Raw genomic sequence first — 15,585 nt, 5'->3', positions numbered from 1 at the left:
ATTATTATGAAAAAAGGATGTAAATTTGGAACACACAGAGTAATAGAACCAGTTGGATCACTGCCACAAGGAGCTTTAAAAATTTGTAATAGCATGGATATTATGTCTAATGAAGTTTTAATTAACGTTCAAACTTTAAATATAGATTCAGCTAGTTTTACACAAATAAAAGAAGCTTGTAATAGAGATGAAAAAAAGATGGCTGAAATGATAGAAAACATAGTTGCAGAAAGAGGAAAAATGCAAAACCCTGTAACGGGATCTGGTGGAATGTTAATAGGAACAATTGAAAAGGTTGGAGAGGATTTCCCAGATAAAAATCTAAAAGTTGGAGATAAAATTGCGACATTGGTTTCATTATCATTGACACCTTTAAAAATAGAGGAAATAAAGAATGTAAATATATCAAATGATCAAGTTGATGTAGATGCAAAAGCAGTACTTTTTGAAAGTGGAATATATGCAGTGTTACCAGAGGATATTCCAGAGAAGTTAGCACTTGCAGCTTTAGACGTAGCTGGTGCACCAGCTCAAGTTGAAAAACTAGTAAAGGAAGGCGATACAGTTTGTATAATAGGAGGAGGAGGTAAATCTGGAATCCTTTGTTGTTATCAAGCTATGAAAAATGTAGGGAAAGATGGAAAAGTTATAGTATTTGAATATTCTGAAAGTAACGCTGCAAGAATAAGAGATTTAGGATTAGCTCATGTTGTATTAGTGGGAGATGCAACAAAGCCAGTGGAGATATATAACAAAATAAATGAGATTACAAATGGGGAACTTTGTGATGTTGTTATAAATAATGTGAATGTTCCAGGGACAGAGATGTCATCAATTCTTATAGCAAAAGATGATGGGGTTGTATATTTCTTCTCAATGGCAACTTCATTTACAAAAGCAGCATTAGGAGCAGAAGGAGTGGGGAAAGATGTATCTATGATTGTTGGAAATGGATACACGAAAGGTCATGCTAATTTGACATTAGAAATCATAAGAGAATCAAAGGCGATTAAAGAACTATTTGAAAAATTATATGTTTAGTCAATGTTAAAAAATAAAAAGGGTTAAATAGAAAATTTGGAGGAGTCTAGTATGATGAATTTGAGAGAGAGATTTAATGTAGCTGATGAGCAGTGGAATGATTGGAAGTGGCAGATAAGAAACAGAATTGAAAACATGGAACAGTTAGAAACTATGATGACTTTGACTGATGAGGAAAAAGAGGGAATAGAAAAGTCGTTAGAAACAATAAGAATGGGAATTACACCATATTATTTAAGCACTATGGATTTGAACGACCCAAAGTGCCCTGTGAGAATGCAAGCTGTTCCTTCAATAAATGAACTACATAGATCAGAAGCGGATCAATTAGATCCTTTGCATGAAGATGGAGATTCACCAGTTCCAGGATTAACTCATAGATATCCAGATAGAGTGTTATTACTAGTTACAGATATGTGTGCAATGTATTGTAGACACTGTACAAGAAGAAGATTTGCTGGTCAAACAGATCAAGCTGTTCCTATGGAAAGAATTGAAAAGGCGATAGAATATATTAGAAATACTCCACAAGTTAGAGATGTATTGCTTTCGGGAGGAGATGCTTTACTTTTATCGGATGAAAAATTAGAGCACATTATAAGTAAACTTAGAGCTATTCCACATGTAGAAATCATTAGAATAGGATCAAGAACTCCTGTTGTTATGCCACAAAGAATTACACCTGAGCTTTGTGATATGTTAAAAAAATATCATCCAATCTGGTTAAATACTCATTTTAATCATTCAAAAGAGATTACACCTGAAGCGAAAAAAGCTTGTGAGATGCTTGCTAATGCGGGAGTTCCATTAGGAAACCAATCAGTGTTACTAAAAGGAGTAAATGACTGCGTTCATGTTATGAAAGAGCTAGTTCATAACTTAGTAAAGATGAGAGTTAGACCGTACTATATATATCAATGTGATTTATCAATGGGAATTGAGCACTTTAGAACTCCAGTTTCAAAAGGAATTGAAATAATAGAGGGATTAAGAGGACATACATCAGGATATGCTGTTCCAACATTTGTTGTGGATGCTCCAGGAGGAGGAGGGAAAACTCCAGTTATGCCAAATTACATAATTTCGCAATCACCAGATAAAGTTATATTAAGAAACTTTGAAGGAGTAATAACAACATATACTCAACCGACAAACTATGTGAATACATGTGAATGTGAAGTTTGTAAAGGAGAGGTTAAGAGAAAACAAGTTGGAGTAGCAGGACTTATGAGCGGATGTGAGGAAACATTAGAGCCAAGACAACTTGATAGAAAACAAAGAAACGCTCATTAAAAATATAGAAGATTCATTTAAAGGAGGAAAATCATGCCCTTTATAAAAGATATAAAAAAATATAGAAGTGTAGCAACGATTGGACTGGAAAAAAATGTGGGGAAAACAGAAACTATGAATTATATCTTAAAGAGATTTAATACTGAAAGGGTTTTAGCGGGGGTTACATCTATAGGTATAGATGGAGAGACAGTGGATATAGTTACAGCTACATCAAAGCCAGAGATAACAATATATGAGGGCATGGTTTTCGTAACAAGTGAAAAACACTATTGTAAAAAAAGATTTGAAGCAGAGATTTTAAATGTGAGTGAGAAATCGACAGCTTTAGGAAGAGTTGTAACTGCACGAGCACTTGGAGAAGGCAAGGTTTTACTCTCTGGACCCTCGAGCAGTTCTTGGATAAAAGAGATAATAGATGAGATGTTGGAAAAAGGTATGGATTGTGTTTTAGTAGATGGGGCCCTGTCACGAATGAGTGTGGGGTCTCCTATTATTACAGAGGGGATAGTTTTATCTACAGGAGCTTCAGTTTCAATAAATGCAAAAGAGGTTGTAAAGAAAACTAAACATGTTATAAATCTTTTGAAACTAGAAAGAGTTGATTGGGTAAATCGAGATGAAATTTTAAGATTGAAGGATGGAATATACAAAATAGTTTTAAATGGAGAGATTATAAACAAACTTCCAATAAGATCAATTCTAAATTTTTCAGAATTAGAGGAAAATATATTTGAGGAACCATGTACTCTTTACATAACAGGAGTTTTAACTGAAAGGTTCGTAGAGAATATGATAAAACAGAGCTTTATAGAAAATGTTGAAATTTTAGTTAAAGATTTTACAAAAATATTTTTATCACCAGATGTTCTAAATAGATTTATTCGACGAGGTGGAAAATTGAAAGTTCTTTTAAATACAGAGTTAGTTGCGATTACTGTAAATCCAGTATCTCCAACGGGATATGTTTTAGATTGGAAGGAGCTTGTAGAAGATATTAAGCAATTTACAGATGTTCCAGTTGTAAATCTAAGGGAGGAGGGATATGAAATTTGAAAAAGTAAACTTTGATTATATTTTAGAAAAATTAGATATTAGTAGTAAGCTTGGAAAAAAAAGAGTAAAAGAGATTCAGTTTTCAAATGATCCTCTCTTATTGGAGAAAGAGTTTTATAATTTAGAGATTGTAATAGATCTATTAGAAAAAAATCAGAAGATATACTCTGTAATGAAAAGGAAACTATCTAATCTAAAGGATATAAGCAGTATAGTTGAAAGAGTTACAAATGGATATGTATTAGATGATGTTGAACTTTTTGAGATTAAGATTTTTTCCATGATTTCCCAAGAAATCTACGAATTGTTAAAAGAAAATTATAAAGATCTAGCTCCACAAAACTTAGAAAAAGTTATAGATATTTTGGATCCAGATAAAATCAGAATCGCTAGTTTTCATATTTATAGCTCATATTCTATTGAATTGAGGGAGATAAGAGAGAAAATAAAGGAAACAAAAGATGAAAGTTTATATGATAAAGAGATAGAGTTGGAAGATGATGTAAGAAAGGTTATTAGTAAAAAGTTATTAAACTATAACCAAGTTTTAAAAAGTTCAATAAAAAGATTAGGGTATCTAGATTTTGTTCTTGCAAAAGCTTATGAGGCAAAAAGATTGAATCTGGTAAAGCCAACTTTTGGCAATAAAACAAAAATTAAAGGGATGTTTAACCCAAAAGTTTTAAAATCGTTAGAAGATAAAGAGAGAGTTTATCAAAAGATAGATATATCTTTAGGAGAGAGAGTTACTGTTATAACAGGAGCTAATATGTCGGGGAAAACCTTGACCTTGAAAACCTTGGGATTAATTCAAGTGATGGCTCAAACAGGATTCTTTGTTTCAGCAGAGTCAGCAGAACTTCAACTACTAGATGATATCTATTTATCTATCGGAGATTCACAATCTTTAGAAGAGGGATTGTCATCTTTTGCAGCTGAGATGTTAGAGATTGACAATATAGTAAAAAAAATAAAAAAAGGTGTAAGACCCTTAGTTCTTATTGATGAGTTAGCTAGAACTACAAATCCAGAAGAGGGACGAGCACTTCTAAAATCTGTTGTAAAAATTTTGGATAGATATTCTATTGAAGCTATTATAACAACGCACTATGATGATATTGGAAAGGATGTCACAAAACTTAGGGTTGTAGGAATAAAAAAAGATGTGCTTGAAGAAAATATAGACTATAAAAATATAGAGAATTTTATAGATTACTCTTTAGTAGAGGTTGACGATGGGGATGTTCCAGAAGAAGCTCTCACAATAGCTAAATTACTTAAGATAGATGATGAAATTATACAAAACGCATATGAGTATTTATAGGGAGGAAAATTCATGTTTAAAAGTAAATTGGGTTTAGATTTTAATAAAGTTCAGAAAGCTAGAGGACTTGCAAAAGATATAGCTATGGATGTTCAAAAGTTTGTGGATTCATATACAACAGTAGCAGTTGAAAGAACTATATGTAGACTTCTAGGAATAGACGGAGTTGATATAGATGAAGTTCCTCTACCGAATATAGTTGTGGATCATCTAAAAGATAAAGGAGTTTTGTCTGAGGGAGTTATGTATTTTATAGGAAATGCTATTTTAGAAACTGAATTGTCTCCGCAAGAGATAGCGGAAAAAGTGAGTGCAGGAGAGTTAGATTTAACAAAACTAAATCAACATTCGAAAGATGAAGTAGAAAAAGCTATTGAACCACTTGTGAACTCTTCGGTAGATAGAATAAAATCTAATAAAGAGAAAAGAGATGAATATTTAACTAGAATAGGAGAGGGTCCAAAGCCTTACCTTTATGTAATAGTAGCAACTGGAAATATATATGAAGATGTAATACAAGCTCAAGCTGCAGCAAGACAGGGAGCTGATATAATCGCAGTTATAAGAACAACAGGACAAAGTTTGTTGGATTATGTGCCGTATGGAGCTACGACAGAGGGATTCGGTGGAACTTTTGCAACTCAGGAAAATTTTAGAATTATGAGAAAAGCTTTAGATGAGGTTGGGGAAGAGGTTGGAAGATATATAAGACTTTGTAACTACTGTTCAGGATTGTGTATGCCAGAGATAGCTGCAATGGGAGCGTTAGAAAGATTGGATGTAATGTTAAACGATGCTCTTTATGGAATTCTGTTTAGGGATATAAATATGCAAAGAACACTTGTAGATCAATTTTTCTCAAGAGTTATAAATGGCTTTGCAGGGGTTATAATAAATACTGGAGAGGATAATTACTTAACAACGGCGGATGCAGTAGAAAATGCTCATACAGTTTTAGCTTCAGATTTAATAAATGAACAGCTTGCTTTTATGGCTGGATTGCCAGAGGAGCAGATGGGACTTGGACACGCCTTTGAGATTGACCCTGAATTAGAAAATGGATTCCTTTTAGAGTTATCTCAAGCTCAGATGACAAGAGAGATTTTCCCAAATGCACCATTAAAATATATGCCGCCTACAAAATTTATGACTGGAAATGTTTTTAAAGGTCATATTCAAGATGCTCTATTTAATCAAGTTGCAATAATGACAGGTCAAGGATTACAACTTTTAGGAATGATGACAGAAGCGATACACACACCGTTTATGTCTGATAGATATTTAGCAATAGAGAACGCAAGATATATATTTAATAATATGAGAGATTTTGGAGCTGAGATAGAGTTTAAAACTGATGGAATAATTCAAAAAAGAGCTCAATCTGTACTAGAGGAATCAGTGCAACTTTTAGAAAAAATGGTTCATGATGGATTATTTAATTCTTTAGAAAAGGGAACGTTTGCAGATATAAAAAGAAGTAGAACAGGAGGAAAAGGGTTAGCTGGTGTTGTTGGAAAAGGAGCTAACTATATTAATCTATTTATTCCAAAAATGTTGGGAGAGGTGAAATAATGAGCGGTGGATTATATTCAATGGAAGAGAGAAGTTTTGATACAACACTGGATTTGAAAGCTGTAAAACCATATGGAGATACAATGAACGATGGTAAAACACACCTTTCATTTACATTACCAGTTCCTGCAGGAGCGGAGGGAGTTGAGGCAGCAAAACAGTTGATGAAGAAGATGGGATTTTTGAATCCACAGGTTTCATACTTTAAAGAGTTAACAGAGGGATTTACATTTTTTAACTGTTATGGAAGTTGTACTCATACCGTAGATTATGAGTCAATATACGTTCCAAAGGTTGAGTCGACAACTTGGTCGATGGAAGCAACAGATAAATTTGTAAAAGAGAATATAGGTAGAAAGATTGTAGTTTTAGGAGCAAGTACAGGAACGGATGCACATACAGTTGGAATAGATGCAATTATGAATATGAAAGGGTATGCAGGGCACTATGGATTAGAAAGATATGAGATGATAGAAGCTTTAAATATGGGAAGCCAAGTCCTGAATGAAGATTTTATAGCAAAAGCTATTGAGATAAAAGCCGATGTACTTTTAGTTTCACAAACTGTAACTCAAAAAGATGTTCACATAAAAAATTTGGTAGAACTTATAGAGATGATAGAAGCTGAAGGACTTAGAGATAGAATGTTAGTTATATGTGGTGGAGCTAGAATAACACATGAATTGGCAAAAGAGTTAGGGTATGATGCTGGATTTGGAGCGGGAACTTATGCTGATGATGTAGCTTCGTATGCTGTTCAAGAGTTAGTTAAAAGAGAGATAAAATAAAAATATTATGATAGAATACATAGTAGATGTTTTTACTCATGAAGGAAAAGGTGGGAATAAAGCTGGTGTAATTATATTAACTAAAGATTTATCTCAAGAAAAATGTCAAGAGATAGCTGCCAAACTTCATTTTTCAGAGACAGTTTTTATAAAAAAGATGAGTGACAAAATCTTTGAGTTAAAATTTTATACACCAGAGTGCAGAATAGAGTTTTGTGGTCATGCTTCTTTAGCAGCATTTTATATTTTAAAAAAAAATAAAATTATTGAAGATGGAGAGTATATAGAAAGATTAGATTTTAAAGATTTAAATGTTATCGTGCAAAAAGATAAAATATTTTTGGAACAGGATGATTTTAAAATAGATTATAATTTAGATTCAAAAGAGGTTTTAGATTCACTAGATATAGATAAAGATTTTCTATACGAGGATCTTAAACCAGTTATAGGTTATACAGGATTGAGAGATATTCTTATTTCTGTTAAAAGCAGAGAATTGCTAAATGGCTTGAACTTAGATTATAATAAGATAAAAGAGATATCTAAAAAATATGATGTAATAGGGTATCATATATATACTTTTGATAACAACAAAATATATTGTAGGAATTTTGCTCCACTTTATGGAATAAATGAAGAAGCTGCAACTGGAAGTTCAAATGGAGCTCTCTTTGCCTATTTAAATACCTTTGATAGGTTTAGAAATGAGTGTGTAGAATTTTTTCAAGGGGAAAATTATGGTGAAATTTCTAAAATAATAGTTAAATTTATTAAAGATAAAATATATGTTGGAAGTGAATTTAAAAGAGTTGAATAGATATCTATTCAACTCTTTTTAAGTTTAGCTATTTGATTTTTTCAAAATATTTTCCATAATAACAGCACATGAAGCATCTCCTAAAATGTTTGTAGATGTTCTCATCATATCCATAATTCTATCTATTCCAAAAACTAATGGAAGAGCAACAACAGGTATTCCAGCAGTGGCTAAAACAGCCACAACAAGTAGAGAGGGACCCGGAACTCCAGCAGTTCCAACTGCTCCAAGAACAGATGTTAAAACAATTCCAACATATTGAGCTGGTCCGAGCTCAATATTAAACATTTGAGCAAAGAACATAGCTAGAAGTCCATAAAGCATAGAGTTTCCATTCATATTAACAGTAGCCCCAAGAGGTAGAACAAATGAAGCCGTAGAGTTTTTAACTCCAAGTTGTTTACAACAATCTGTATTTACAGGTAGAGTAGCCATAGAAGAAGCAGTAGAGAAAGCTAAAATCTGGGCTGGTGTTGTTTTTTTAATGAACTCTATTGGAGATACTCCACCAAGTATTTTAACAAGCATAGGCAACATTACAAAATGTATAATACTCAGAGCTAGTGAGAACACTAAGAATAGTTTTGTGACAAGTAAGATAATCTCTATTCCGAACAAAGCTATTGAGTTAGCCATCAATCCAAAAACTCCTATGGGAGCAACTAAAAGAATTTTTTCCACCATTTTTATTAAAGTTTCATTTATTGTTTCTAAAATATCAATTATTGGTTTTTGTTTTTCGTCAGAAAGTTTAGATAAACATATTCCAAAGAAAAGAGAGAAGAATATAACTTGAAGAATATTTCCCTCAATCAATGATTTAAATGGATTATCTGGAATCATACTTAAAATTGTACTCCAGAAACCAGGGCTTGAAGTTGAAGCTGCAAAAGCACCATCTTTTGCTAGCAGTGATGTTGGAACGACTATTCCAACTCCTGGATTAAATATATAACCAGCTCCTATTCCAATAGCAACCGCAATACATGATGTGACAAGATAGTAACTTAAAGTTAAGAAACCGACTTTTCCTGCTGATTTTGTTTTTCCTAGAGATATAGCTCCAAGGATGATATTGAAAAATACTAATGGAACTATTAACATTGTAATTAGTTTTAAAAAAAGATCTCCTAAAGGTGCAAAGATGATTGCTTTTTCCTGTAAGAAAATTCCTGATACTATACCTAATACCATAGAAATGATTATTGTTGTACTACTACTAAGTTTTTTCATAAAATTTAATCTCCTATTTATATTATTCTTGTTAATTTTATCACAACAAATATAAAAAGTAAAATTTTATTTTCAACTTTCATGAAAAAACTTTTTCAAATATTAAAATTCAATTATTCTTGTTGAAACTTTTTTAACAAAATCCATTTCGTGACTGACAATAACCATTGTAATATCGCTACTATTTTTTAAATCTTCTATAACTTTAAGAACTTCACTTGTCATAAAAGGATCAAGAGCTGATGTAGGCTCATCAAAAAGTAAAACATCTGGCTCTTTAGCAAGTGCTCTAGCAATAGCGACTCTTTGTTGCTGTCCTCCAGAAAGATACTTAGGATACGAATCTTTTTTATCTTCTAACCCAACCTTCTGTAAAAGAGAGATAGCACGCTCTTTAGCGATGGTTTTATCTAGTTTATCAACTAAAACTAAAGGTTCTACTATATTTTGTAGAACAGTTTTATTTTGAAAAAGATTGAAGTTTTGAAAAACCATTCCCATTTTTTTTCTATTGCAGATAATCTCACCTGAATCAAACTCTTCGAGTCCGATTACGCATCTTAAAAAAGTTGATTTTCCTCTTCCAGAAGGACCAATAATAGAGATGATTTCACCTTTTTCAATCTCTAGATTTAAATTTTTAAAAACAACGCTATTTCCAAAATTTTTATTTAAATTTTTTACTTTAATACCCATTATACATTCACCTTTTTTTCAATATTTTTTAATATAAATATAATAACTGTCGAAAGAATTAAATAAATTCCAGCACAAAGGATAAAAGGCGTTATACTGAATTCTCTAGTTACAATCTCTTTCGAGTTTCTCAAAATCTCTGCCATACCGATAGCTGATATCAAAGATGTATCTTTAACAAGAGAGATAGCTTCGTTTGAAAGCGCGGGAATAGCTGTAACTAAACTTTGAGGAAGAATTACTTTGAACATTGTTTGCCAATAGTTATAACCTAAAACTTTAGCAGCTTCATACTGTCCCTTATCTATTCCGAGAATACTTCCTCTAAAAATTTCACATGTATAAGCTGAGTAGTTAATTATAAAAGTTAACAATGCAGCTGTAAATGGCTCCAGAGTTACTCCAACTACTGGTAGACCGTAGTAGACAAAGAAAAGTTGAAGTAAAAGAGGTGTTCCTCTAAAAATCCAAGTATATATTTGAATACTATTATTTAAGATTTTAGATTTAGAAACTCTTCCAAGTGATAGTAAAATACCAAAAGGTAGTGCAAAAATCAGTGTAAAAAAGTAAAGTTTTAATGTAAGGTTTAAACCTTTTAGTATATAGATTAAGTTATTTTCCATTATTTATCTCCAAACCATTTTGTATATATCGCTTTAAATGTTCCGTCAGCTCTCATATCATTTAAAGTTTTGTCAATTTCATTTTTCAAAGAGACATCCTCTTTTCTAAGTCCAACTCCCATTTTTTCTTTGGCTATTGGTTCACTTAAAACACTAAATCCATCTTTTTTAGCAATATAGTATCTTCCAACAACAGCATCCATAATTACGGCATCTGATCTCCCCGCTTCTAAATCTAAAAGAGACTCAACATTTGTAGAGTATTTTTTGATCTCTTTAACATCCTTTGAATATTTTGAAGCTTCAAAAGCGAAATATGATGTACTACCCATTTGAACTCCAATATTTTTAGATTTTAAATCATCTAAAGTTTTGATAGAGTCATTTTTTACGATAACGATTTGATCATCATCAAAGTATGGCTCAGAGAAAAGAATCTGCTTTTCTCTAGCAGGTGTTATTGTCATCCCATTCCAAACTAAATCGATTTTTTTACTTTTCAAATCAAAGACAATTCCATCCCATTCACTTGGTTTAAACGTAGCTTTAACTCCCATTCTTTTAGCTACTTCGTTAGCTAAATCGATATCAAAACCAATGATATTTCCATTCTCATCTTTAAATCCCATAGGTGCGAAGGTATCATCAAGTCCAATGATAATCTCTCCTTTTTTCAAAATATTTTCTAAAGAGTTTTCTTTAGAAAAAGTCGTAGTAAAGATAGTAAGTGTTAAAAATAAAAGTTTAAATAGTTTTTTCATGATATTAACCTCCGTATAAATTTATAAAAACAAAAAAGCCACCTAGACGTATCTAGATGGCTTCAAGAAAATATGTTTACTTTCTTCGTTATACACACACCATAGATACAGACTCAAGTCAAAACAACAAGAGTCTGTATCTACGAAAATTCATAGTAACAAACTCTAATATCTATGATGATGATGTAATGTGTTTAAATTAACGAACAGTTGTGACATATTTTCCTCCTAAGTTTTTTTATTCATTAATCATAGTATTAAAATGTTTAAAAGTCAAGAATTTTTTTCTTAATGAAAATTAAAACTTATTTTTAGAGGAAGAGTTATTTAGATTTAGTAAAAGATTTTAGGATTTATTATTTTTTTTATTAGAGGAGGTTTTTATGCTAAAAAGATTGGTTTTTCTTTCAGTTTTAATCTCTATTTTAGTTGGATGTTCTGCTTCTTATAATACACCTTATGTTCGAAGAAATGCAGTAGGTGGAGCTGCTGTTGGAGCTATTGCTGGACAGCTTATAGGTAGAGATACAACGAGTACATTAATAGGAGCCGGAATAGGAGCTCTAGCAGGATCGGCAATAGGTCATGAAAGACAAAAGAACTATTATAGAAGAAGATACAACTATTAATATTCTAGGAGGAAGTCTATGAAAAAAATATTTTTGTTTTTGTTCTCACTAACACTATCTCTAAGTGCATTTGCAAGTGGTGATAATTACAATTTTCCAACTTTAAAGCAAAAGATGGAGAGTAATGGATATAAATTAGAGTATGCAACTGAAAAAGTAGGATTTAATTTTAAGAAAGCGAATGCTCATACTGAAGTTGTAGAGTATAAAAGTTATGCTGAATTAAATACAGCGATAGCTAATTCTATAAATCTTTTGGAAGAGAAGGGATTCAATTTAGTTCCGGCAGAATGCGATTTTGGAAATGGAATTTTAGTTTTTGCAAATCCTTCGATTAAAGATTATGCATTTGTTTTATCAGCAAACTATAAAAATAATATAATGCTAAATACAGGTGGATCACCTAAAGAGTTAGAGTTCTCATTTAAAACTTTAGAAGAAACTTTAAGACCGACAAAAAAATAGAAAAAAGGCCGTCAAATATTTAAATTTGATGGCCTTTTTTATTTTGAAATTTTACAAATGAGAAACCAGATATTTTTTTAGCAGCATACATTGCTTTATCGGCTTTATCAAATGCTACACTAAAATTTTCATCTATAGCTTTTTCATAATATCCGATACTGAAACTAATATTATACTGTTTTAAAATTTCTGAATTCTGTCCATTAGCAACAATATTATTTAATTTTTTCAAAATGAATTTATTTGAACAATGAATATAAAATTCATCTCCAGAAATTCTAAAGATCTCTCTTTTTTCAAATGTATCTAACAAAAGTTTAGCAACTTCAATTAATATTAAATCACCAATTTGGTGACCAAAAGTATCATTAGCAGATTTGAAATTATCTAAATCGATGACGATAAAAATATTGTGGTCATTTTTATGTGGAGACTTCATTATCTTATCAAAAATAAATCTATTTTGTAATCCTGTTAGTTGATCGTGTTTTAGTTTTGTTGCAGTTTTACGTTGAGATATTATTTTAAATGAAAGGTAACCGCACGTAAGAATTATTACAAAAAAAATAAGGAATTCGTTTTTTTGTTTTTTATTATAAGAGTAAAGAAGCATCCGTCGATCTTTTTCAATAGTTTCTTTAATTTTTATTCTGCTTTCCTCATCAATGACATCAAGAGCTTTATTCAGGATATTTAATAAAATTTTATTATCTTTTTTAACAATAAAATTTAAAGGAATATCTTTAATTTTTTTTTCACGATATTCATCAAGATAATCGTTATCGTATCCTAAAAATGGAGTAATAATATAACGAACATCACCTTTGAGAAAGGATTTTTGAAGCTCTTCACTTGATGAAAATATTTTTATTTCATTTGATGAAAAATAAGTTTCTCCTACTTTTTGTGAAAAGGCTTTATTAATAACTCCAATAGATGTGGTTTTCTTTTTATGGTTATTTAATAAAAAAACAGGAATATAATCTATTTTATTTGAAATAAGAAACTCAGATAAAAAATCATGTTCTTCAGAAGAAGTTAGAAAATCGTAATTTTTATTAGTTAGATTTTTAAGTGCACTTGATTTAGAATCTCTACTTGAAATAACTATTGGAGTTTCAATAATTTTAGAGATAAGTGATATATATTCGGGAAGTATTCCAATGTATTTTTTGTGAGATTTAATATATCTACTTAGTGTTGTATTAGACTCTAGAAAAACAGAGAGTTCTTTTTTATTTTTTAACCATTCGTACTCTTCTGAAGTTAAACTTTTTTTGAAATTTTCTTGCTGATAATAAAGTGTCAAATTTAAAAGATGCTCAGTAATCATATCGCCATATTTTTCATCTAGTAGTTTATTAATCTTTGGAATTAAATCTTTATGAATCTTGTTTACTCCTATACTAACAGGACCTAAATAAGATACAAAAAGTTTGTTTTTAGATCGGAGTGATGTAAACTCAGAATTTAGATAGTAATCATCTCGGTATTTAGTTGTGTTGTTAACAAGAACTATTTTTGCAGTTATGTTATTTTTATCTAAAAAATATCGTAGTTTATCAAGTGATTCTTTATCGTCTCGATAAGAGTAGATTATTTTATTGTTTAAGTCATTAATTGATTTAAGAGGTTTTGTATCTGAAGTTATGTATAGATTCTCGTTAAATATTGGTCTAGAGAGAAAAATATTTTGACTAGGTTTATTGACTAAACCTAAAGCATCTATTTTTCCGGTATCAAGATTTTGATAAGATTTTTTCCACTCACCTTTGATAAAAACAGGTTTAAGTTTTAATTCTTTTTCAAAAATCTCTATGATGATATCGTTTATTGATGTTCCGTCTATTTTTTTATTTGTATCTGGATAATCTTGAATACCAAGATTAAAAGTATTACCAAAACAAATATTAGAGAAGATTATTAAAAAAAATAGATAGAATTTAAAATTAGATTTCAAGTTAAATTCCTCCATAAATATTAGATTCTATAAGCTTTATATTTTATCATTCATTCAAAGTTAAGTCAAGGATAAAAATATTGTTGACAAAGCTCTCTAATTGGTATAGAATGATATCACAAAGCCTGAGTGACGGAATTGGTAGACGTAGCGGACTCAAAATCCGCCGGTGCTAACACCTTGGGGGTTCGAGTCCCCCCTCAGGCACCATTTATTTTAAATCATATATATTTTTAATTTATTTAGAGATTTATTTAAATAAGTTAAAAAGATATATGATTTTTTTATTTATCTATATTTTTATATAAAAAAAAGCTCTTTTTTACAAGAGCTTTTTTCATATTTGTTTGATTGTTGGAAAAAGTTAAAAAATTTCTTACTTCTTGAATTATAATTCAAAAAACTTAATAAGTCAAGAAAAAATTTGAATCTATATTCAAATTTTATTTTTTAGCTTCATGGAATAGTTCACTTAAAGTCACAATGTTTTGTAATTCACTAGGAATTATAATTTTTGTAGCTTGTCCATTTGCAACCTTTTCAAAAGCCTCCATTCCTTTAAGAGTTAGAACGCTCTTATCAGGCGCAGCTTCTTTTATAAGTCTGATAGCTTCAGCTTGAGCTTTTTGAATACTTAAAATAGCTTCGGCCTCTCCTTCGGCCTCTCTAATGGCAGCTTCTTTTTTAGCTTCGGCTCTTAAAATAGCAGCCTCTTTTTCTCCTTCAGCAACAAGGATAGCCGCAGTTTTTTGTCCTTCCGCTCTAAGAATAGACTCTCTTCTTTCTCTTTCAGCTTTCATCTGCTTTTCCATAGCGTCTTGAATCTCTGCTGGAGGAATGATGTTTTTAAGTTCAACTCTATTGATTTTGATTCCCCAAGGATCAGTAGCCTCATCTAAAATAGCTCTCATTTTAGTATTGATAGTATCTCTAGATGTAAGAGTAGCATCTAATTCCATCTCTCCAATAATATTTCTAAGAGTTGTTGCAGTAAGATTCTCAATAGCATTCAGTGGATTTTCAACACCATAAGTATATAACTTAGGATCAGTTATTTGGAAGTATACAACAGAATCTATTTGCATAGTTACATTATCCTTTGTTATAACGGGCTGTGGCGGAAAGTCGATAACTTGCTCTTTCAAAGATACTCTTTTAGCAACTCTATCAATAAATGGTATTAATACATTAAGACCAACATCCCAAGTGTTTAGGTAAGCTCCAAGTCTTTCAATAACGAAAGCTTGAGATTGAGCAACAATTCTAACATGTGTTCCAATTAAAAATATTGCAATAAAAATCAAGATAAATAAAAATAGCATAA

At 30.9% G+C, this 15,585-nt stretch carries 15 protein-coding genes and 1 tRNA gene; 10 read left to right on the top strand and 6 right to left on the bottom strand.

Features of this window, described 5'->3' with window-relative positions:
* Positions 1 to 6: 6 nt before the first annotated feature.
* The 7 genes from L988_RS04270 to L988_RS04240 are packed head-to-tail and all read left to right on the top strand — an operon-like array spanning position 7 to position 7,891.
* The gene (locus L988_RS04270) at positions 7 to 1,041 is read left to right on the top strand and encodes a zinc-binding dehydrogenase (RefSeq protein WP_047381923.1); all 1,035 of its coding nucleotides are present in this window, start codon (positions 7 to 9) and stop codon (positions 1,039 to 1,041) included.
* Between the two features lie 51 nt (positions 1,042 to 1,092).
* Positions 1,093 to 2,334, top strand: coding sequence for a lysine 2,3-aminomutase (ablA, locus tag L988_RS04265; protein WP_047381922.1), 1,242 nt, complete (start codon positions 1,093 to 1,095; stop codon positions 2,332 to 2,334).
* 33 nt (positions 2,335 to 2,367) lie between these two features.
* Positions 2,368 to 3,390 carry a hypothetical protein gene (locus L988_RS04260; protein ID WP_047381920.1) on the top strand — a complete coding sequence of 341 codons (1,023 nt, stop codon included), beginning with the start codon at positions 2,368 to 2,370 and terminating at the stop codon, positions 3,388 to 3,390.
* A complete protein-coding gene (locus L988_RS04255; RefSeq protein ID WP_047381918.1) occupies positions 3,380 to 4,714 on the top strand; it encodes a hypothetical protein in 1,335 nt (444 codons plus the stop codon). The genes L988_RS04260 and L988_RS04255 overlap by 11 nt, the downstream gene beginning before the upstream one ends.
* Before the next feature lie 12 nt (positions 4,715 to 4,726).
* A complete protein-coding gene (locus L988_RS04250) occupies positions 4,727 to 6,286 on the top strand; it encodes a lysine 5,6-aminomutase subunit alpha (protein WP_047381916.1) in 1,560 nt (519 codons plus the stop codon).
* The gene (locus tag L988_RS04245) at positions 6,286 to 7,074 is read left to right on the top strand and encodes an OAM dimerization domain-containing protein (RefSeq protein ID WP_047381913.1); all 789 of its coding nucleotides are present in this window, start codon (positions 6,286 to 6,288) and stop codon (positions 7,072 to 7,074) included. The genes L988_RS04250 and L988_RS04245 overlap by 1 nt, the downstream gene beginning before the upstream one ends.
* A 7-nt stretch (positions 7,075 to 7,081) precedes the next feature.
* Entirely contained in the window at positions 7,082 to 7,891 is an 810-nt protein-coding gene (locus L988_RS04240) for a PhzF family phenazine biosynthesis protein (protein ID WP_047381910.1), read from the top strand.
* A gap of 24 nt (positions 7,892 to 7,915) precedes the next feature.
* On the opposite strand, the gene L988_RS04235 is transcribed toward L988_RS04240, so the two are convergent.
* The 4 genes from L988_RS04235 to L988_RS04220 form a co-directional block, all read right to left on the bottom strand.
* Positions 7,916 to 9,124, bottom strand: a complete 1,209-nt coding sequence (locus tag L988_RS04235; protein WP_047381908.1) for a dicarboxylate/amino acid:cation symporter — start codon at positions 9,122 to 9,124, stop codon at positions 7,916 to 7,918.
* A gap of 102 nt (positions 9,125 to 9,226) precedes the next feature.
* Positions 9,227 to 9,820 (bottom strand): amino acid ABC transporter ATP-binding protein, encoded by a 594-nt coding sequence (locus tag L988_RS04230; RefSeq protein WP_052191682.1) that lies wholly within the window; start codon positions 9,818 to 9,820, stop codon positions 9,227 to 9,229.
* Positions 9,820 to 10,446: an amino acid ABC transporter permease gene (locus tag L988_RS04225; protein WP_047381907.1), complete on the bottom strand. Its 627-nt coding sequence runs from the start codon at positions 10,444 to 10,446 to the stop codon at positions 9,820 to 9,822. The genes L988_RS04230 and L988_RS04225 overlap by 1 nt, the downstream gene beginning before the upstream one ends.
* Positions 10,446 to 11,207, bottom strand: coding sequence for an amino acid ABC transporter substrate-binding protein (locus L988_RS04220; RefSeq protein ID WP_047381906.1), 762 nt, complete (start codon positions 11,205 to 11,207; stop codon positions 10,446 to 10,448). Before L988_RS04220 ends, L988_RS04225 begins: the two co-directional genes overlap by 1 nt.
* A gap of 383 nt (positions 11,208 to 11,590) precedes the next feature.
* On the opposite strand from L988_RS04220, the gene L988_RS04215 reads away from it, so the two are divergent.
* The gene (locus tag L988_RS04215; protein WP_052191681.1) at positions 11,591 to 11,836 is read left to right on the top strand and encodes a glycine zipper 2TM domain-containing protein; all 246 of its coding nucleotides are present in this window, start codon (positions 11,591 to 11,593) and stop codon (positions 11,834 to 11,836) included.
* An 18-nt stretch (positions 11,837 to 11,854) separates the two neighbouring features.
* Positions 11,855 to 12,301, top strand: coding sequence for a hypothetical protein (locus L988_RS04210; RefSeq protein WP_047381904.1), 447 nt, complete (start codon positions 11,855 to 11,857; stop codon positions 12,299 to 12,301).
* A 19-nt stretch (positions 12,302 to 12,320) separates the two neighbouring features.
* On the opposite strand, the gene L988_RS04205 is transcribed toward L988_RS04210, so the two are convergent.
* Positions 12,321 to 14,261, bottom strand: a complete 1,941-nt coding sequence (locus L988_RS04205; protein WP_047381901.1) for a GGDEF domain-containing protein — start codon at positions 14,259 to 14,261, stop codon at positions 12,321 to 12,323.
* Positions 14,262 to 14,384: 123 nt separating this feature from the next.
* Here L988_RS04205 and L988_RS04200 point away from each other — a divergent pair.
* A tRNA-Leu gene (locus tag L988_RS04200) sits at positions 14,385 to 14,471 on the top strand.
* A gap of 233 nt (positions 14,472 to 14,704) precedes the next feature.
* Here the strand turns inward: L988_RS04200 and L988_RS04195 are convergent.
* A complete protein-coding gene (locus L988_RS04195) occupies positions 14,705 to 15,583 on the bottom strand; it encodes an SPFH domain-containing protein (protein ID WP_047381898.1) in 879 nt (292 codons plus the stop codon).
* Positions 15,584 to 15,585 lie beyond the last annotated feature (2 nt).

This window comes from Cetobacterium sp. ZWU0022 (genome assembly GCF_000800875.1).
Taxonomy (GTDB): Bacteria; Fusobacteriota; Fusobacteriia; order Fusobacteriales; family Fusobacteriaceae; genus Cetobacterium_A.
The sequence above is the reverse complement of the archived record's forward strand: the minus strand, read 5'-3'. Positions and strand labels throughout refer to the sequence as shown.

Coding starts and splice junctions, on each gene's coding strand:
- L988_RS04270 (WP_047381923.1), top strand. CDS start 7: ATGAAAAAAGGATGTAAATTTGGAACACACAGAGTAATAGAACCAGTT.
- ablA (WP_047381922.1), top strand. CDS start 1,093: ATGATGAATTTGAGAGAGAGATTTAATGTAGCTGATGAGCAGTGGAAT.
- L988_RS04260 (WP_047381920.1), top strand. CDS start 2,368: ATGCCCTTTATAAAAGATATAAAAAAATATAGAAGTGTAGCAACGATT.
- L988_RS04255 (WP_047381918.1), top strand. CDS start 3,380: ATGAAATTTGAAAAAGTAAACTTTGATTATATTTTAGAAAAATTAGAT.
- L988_RS04250 (WP_047381916.1), top strand. CDS start 4,727: ATGTTTAAAAGTAAATTGGGTTTAGATTTTAATAAAGTTCAGAAAGCT.
- L988_RS04245 (WP_047381913.1), top strand. CDS start 6,286: ATGAGCGGTGGATTATATTCAATGGAAGAGAGAAGTTTTGATACAACA.
- L988_RS04240 (WP_047381910.1), top strand. CDS start 7,082: ATGATAGAATACATAGTAGATGTTTTTACTCATGAAGGAAAAGGTGGG.
- L988_RS04235 (WP_047381908.1), bottom strand. CDS start 9,124: ATGAAAAAACTTAGTAGTAGTACAACAATAATCATTTCTATGGTATTA.
- L988_RS04230 (WP_052191682.1), bottom strand. CDS start 9,820: ATGGGTATTAAAGTAAAAAATTTAAATAAAAATTTTGGAAATAGCGTT.
- L988_RS04225 (WP_047381907.1), bottom strand. CDS start 10,446: ATGGAAAATAACTTAATCTATATACTAAAAGGTTTAAACCTTACATTA.
- L988_RS04220 (WP_047381906.1), bottom strand. CDS start 11,207: ATGAAAAAACTATTTAAACTTTTATTTTTAACACTTACTATCTTTACT.
- L988_RS04215 (WP_052191681.1), top strand. CDS start 11,591: ATGCTAAAAAGATTGGTTTTTCTTTCAGTTTTAATCTCTATTTTAGTT.
- L988_RS04210 (WP_047381904.1), top strand. CDS start 11,855: ATGAAAAAAATATTTTTGTTTTTGTTCTCACTAACACTATCTCTAAGT.
- L988_RS04195 (WP_047381898.1), bottom strand. CDS start 15,583: ATGCTATTTTTATTTATCTTGATTTTTATTGCAATATTTTTAATTGGA.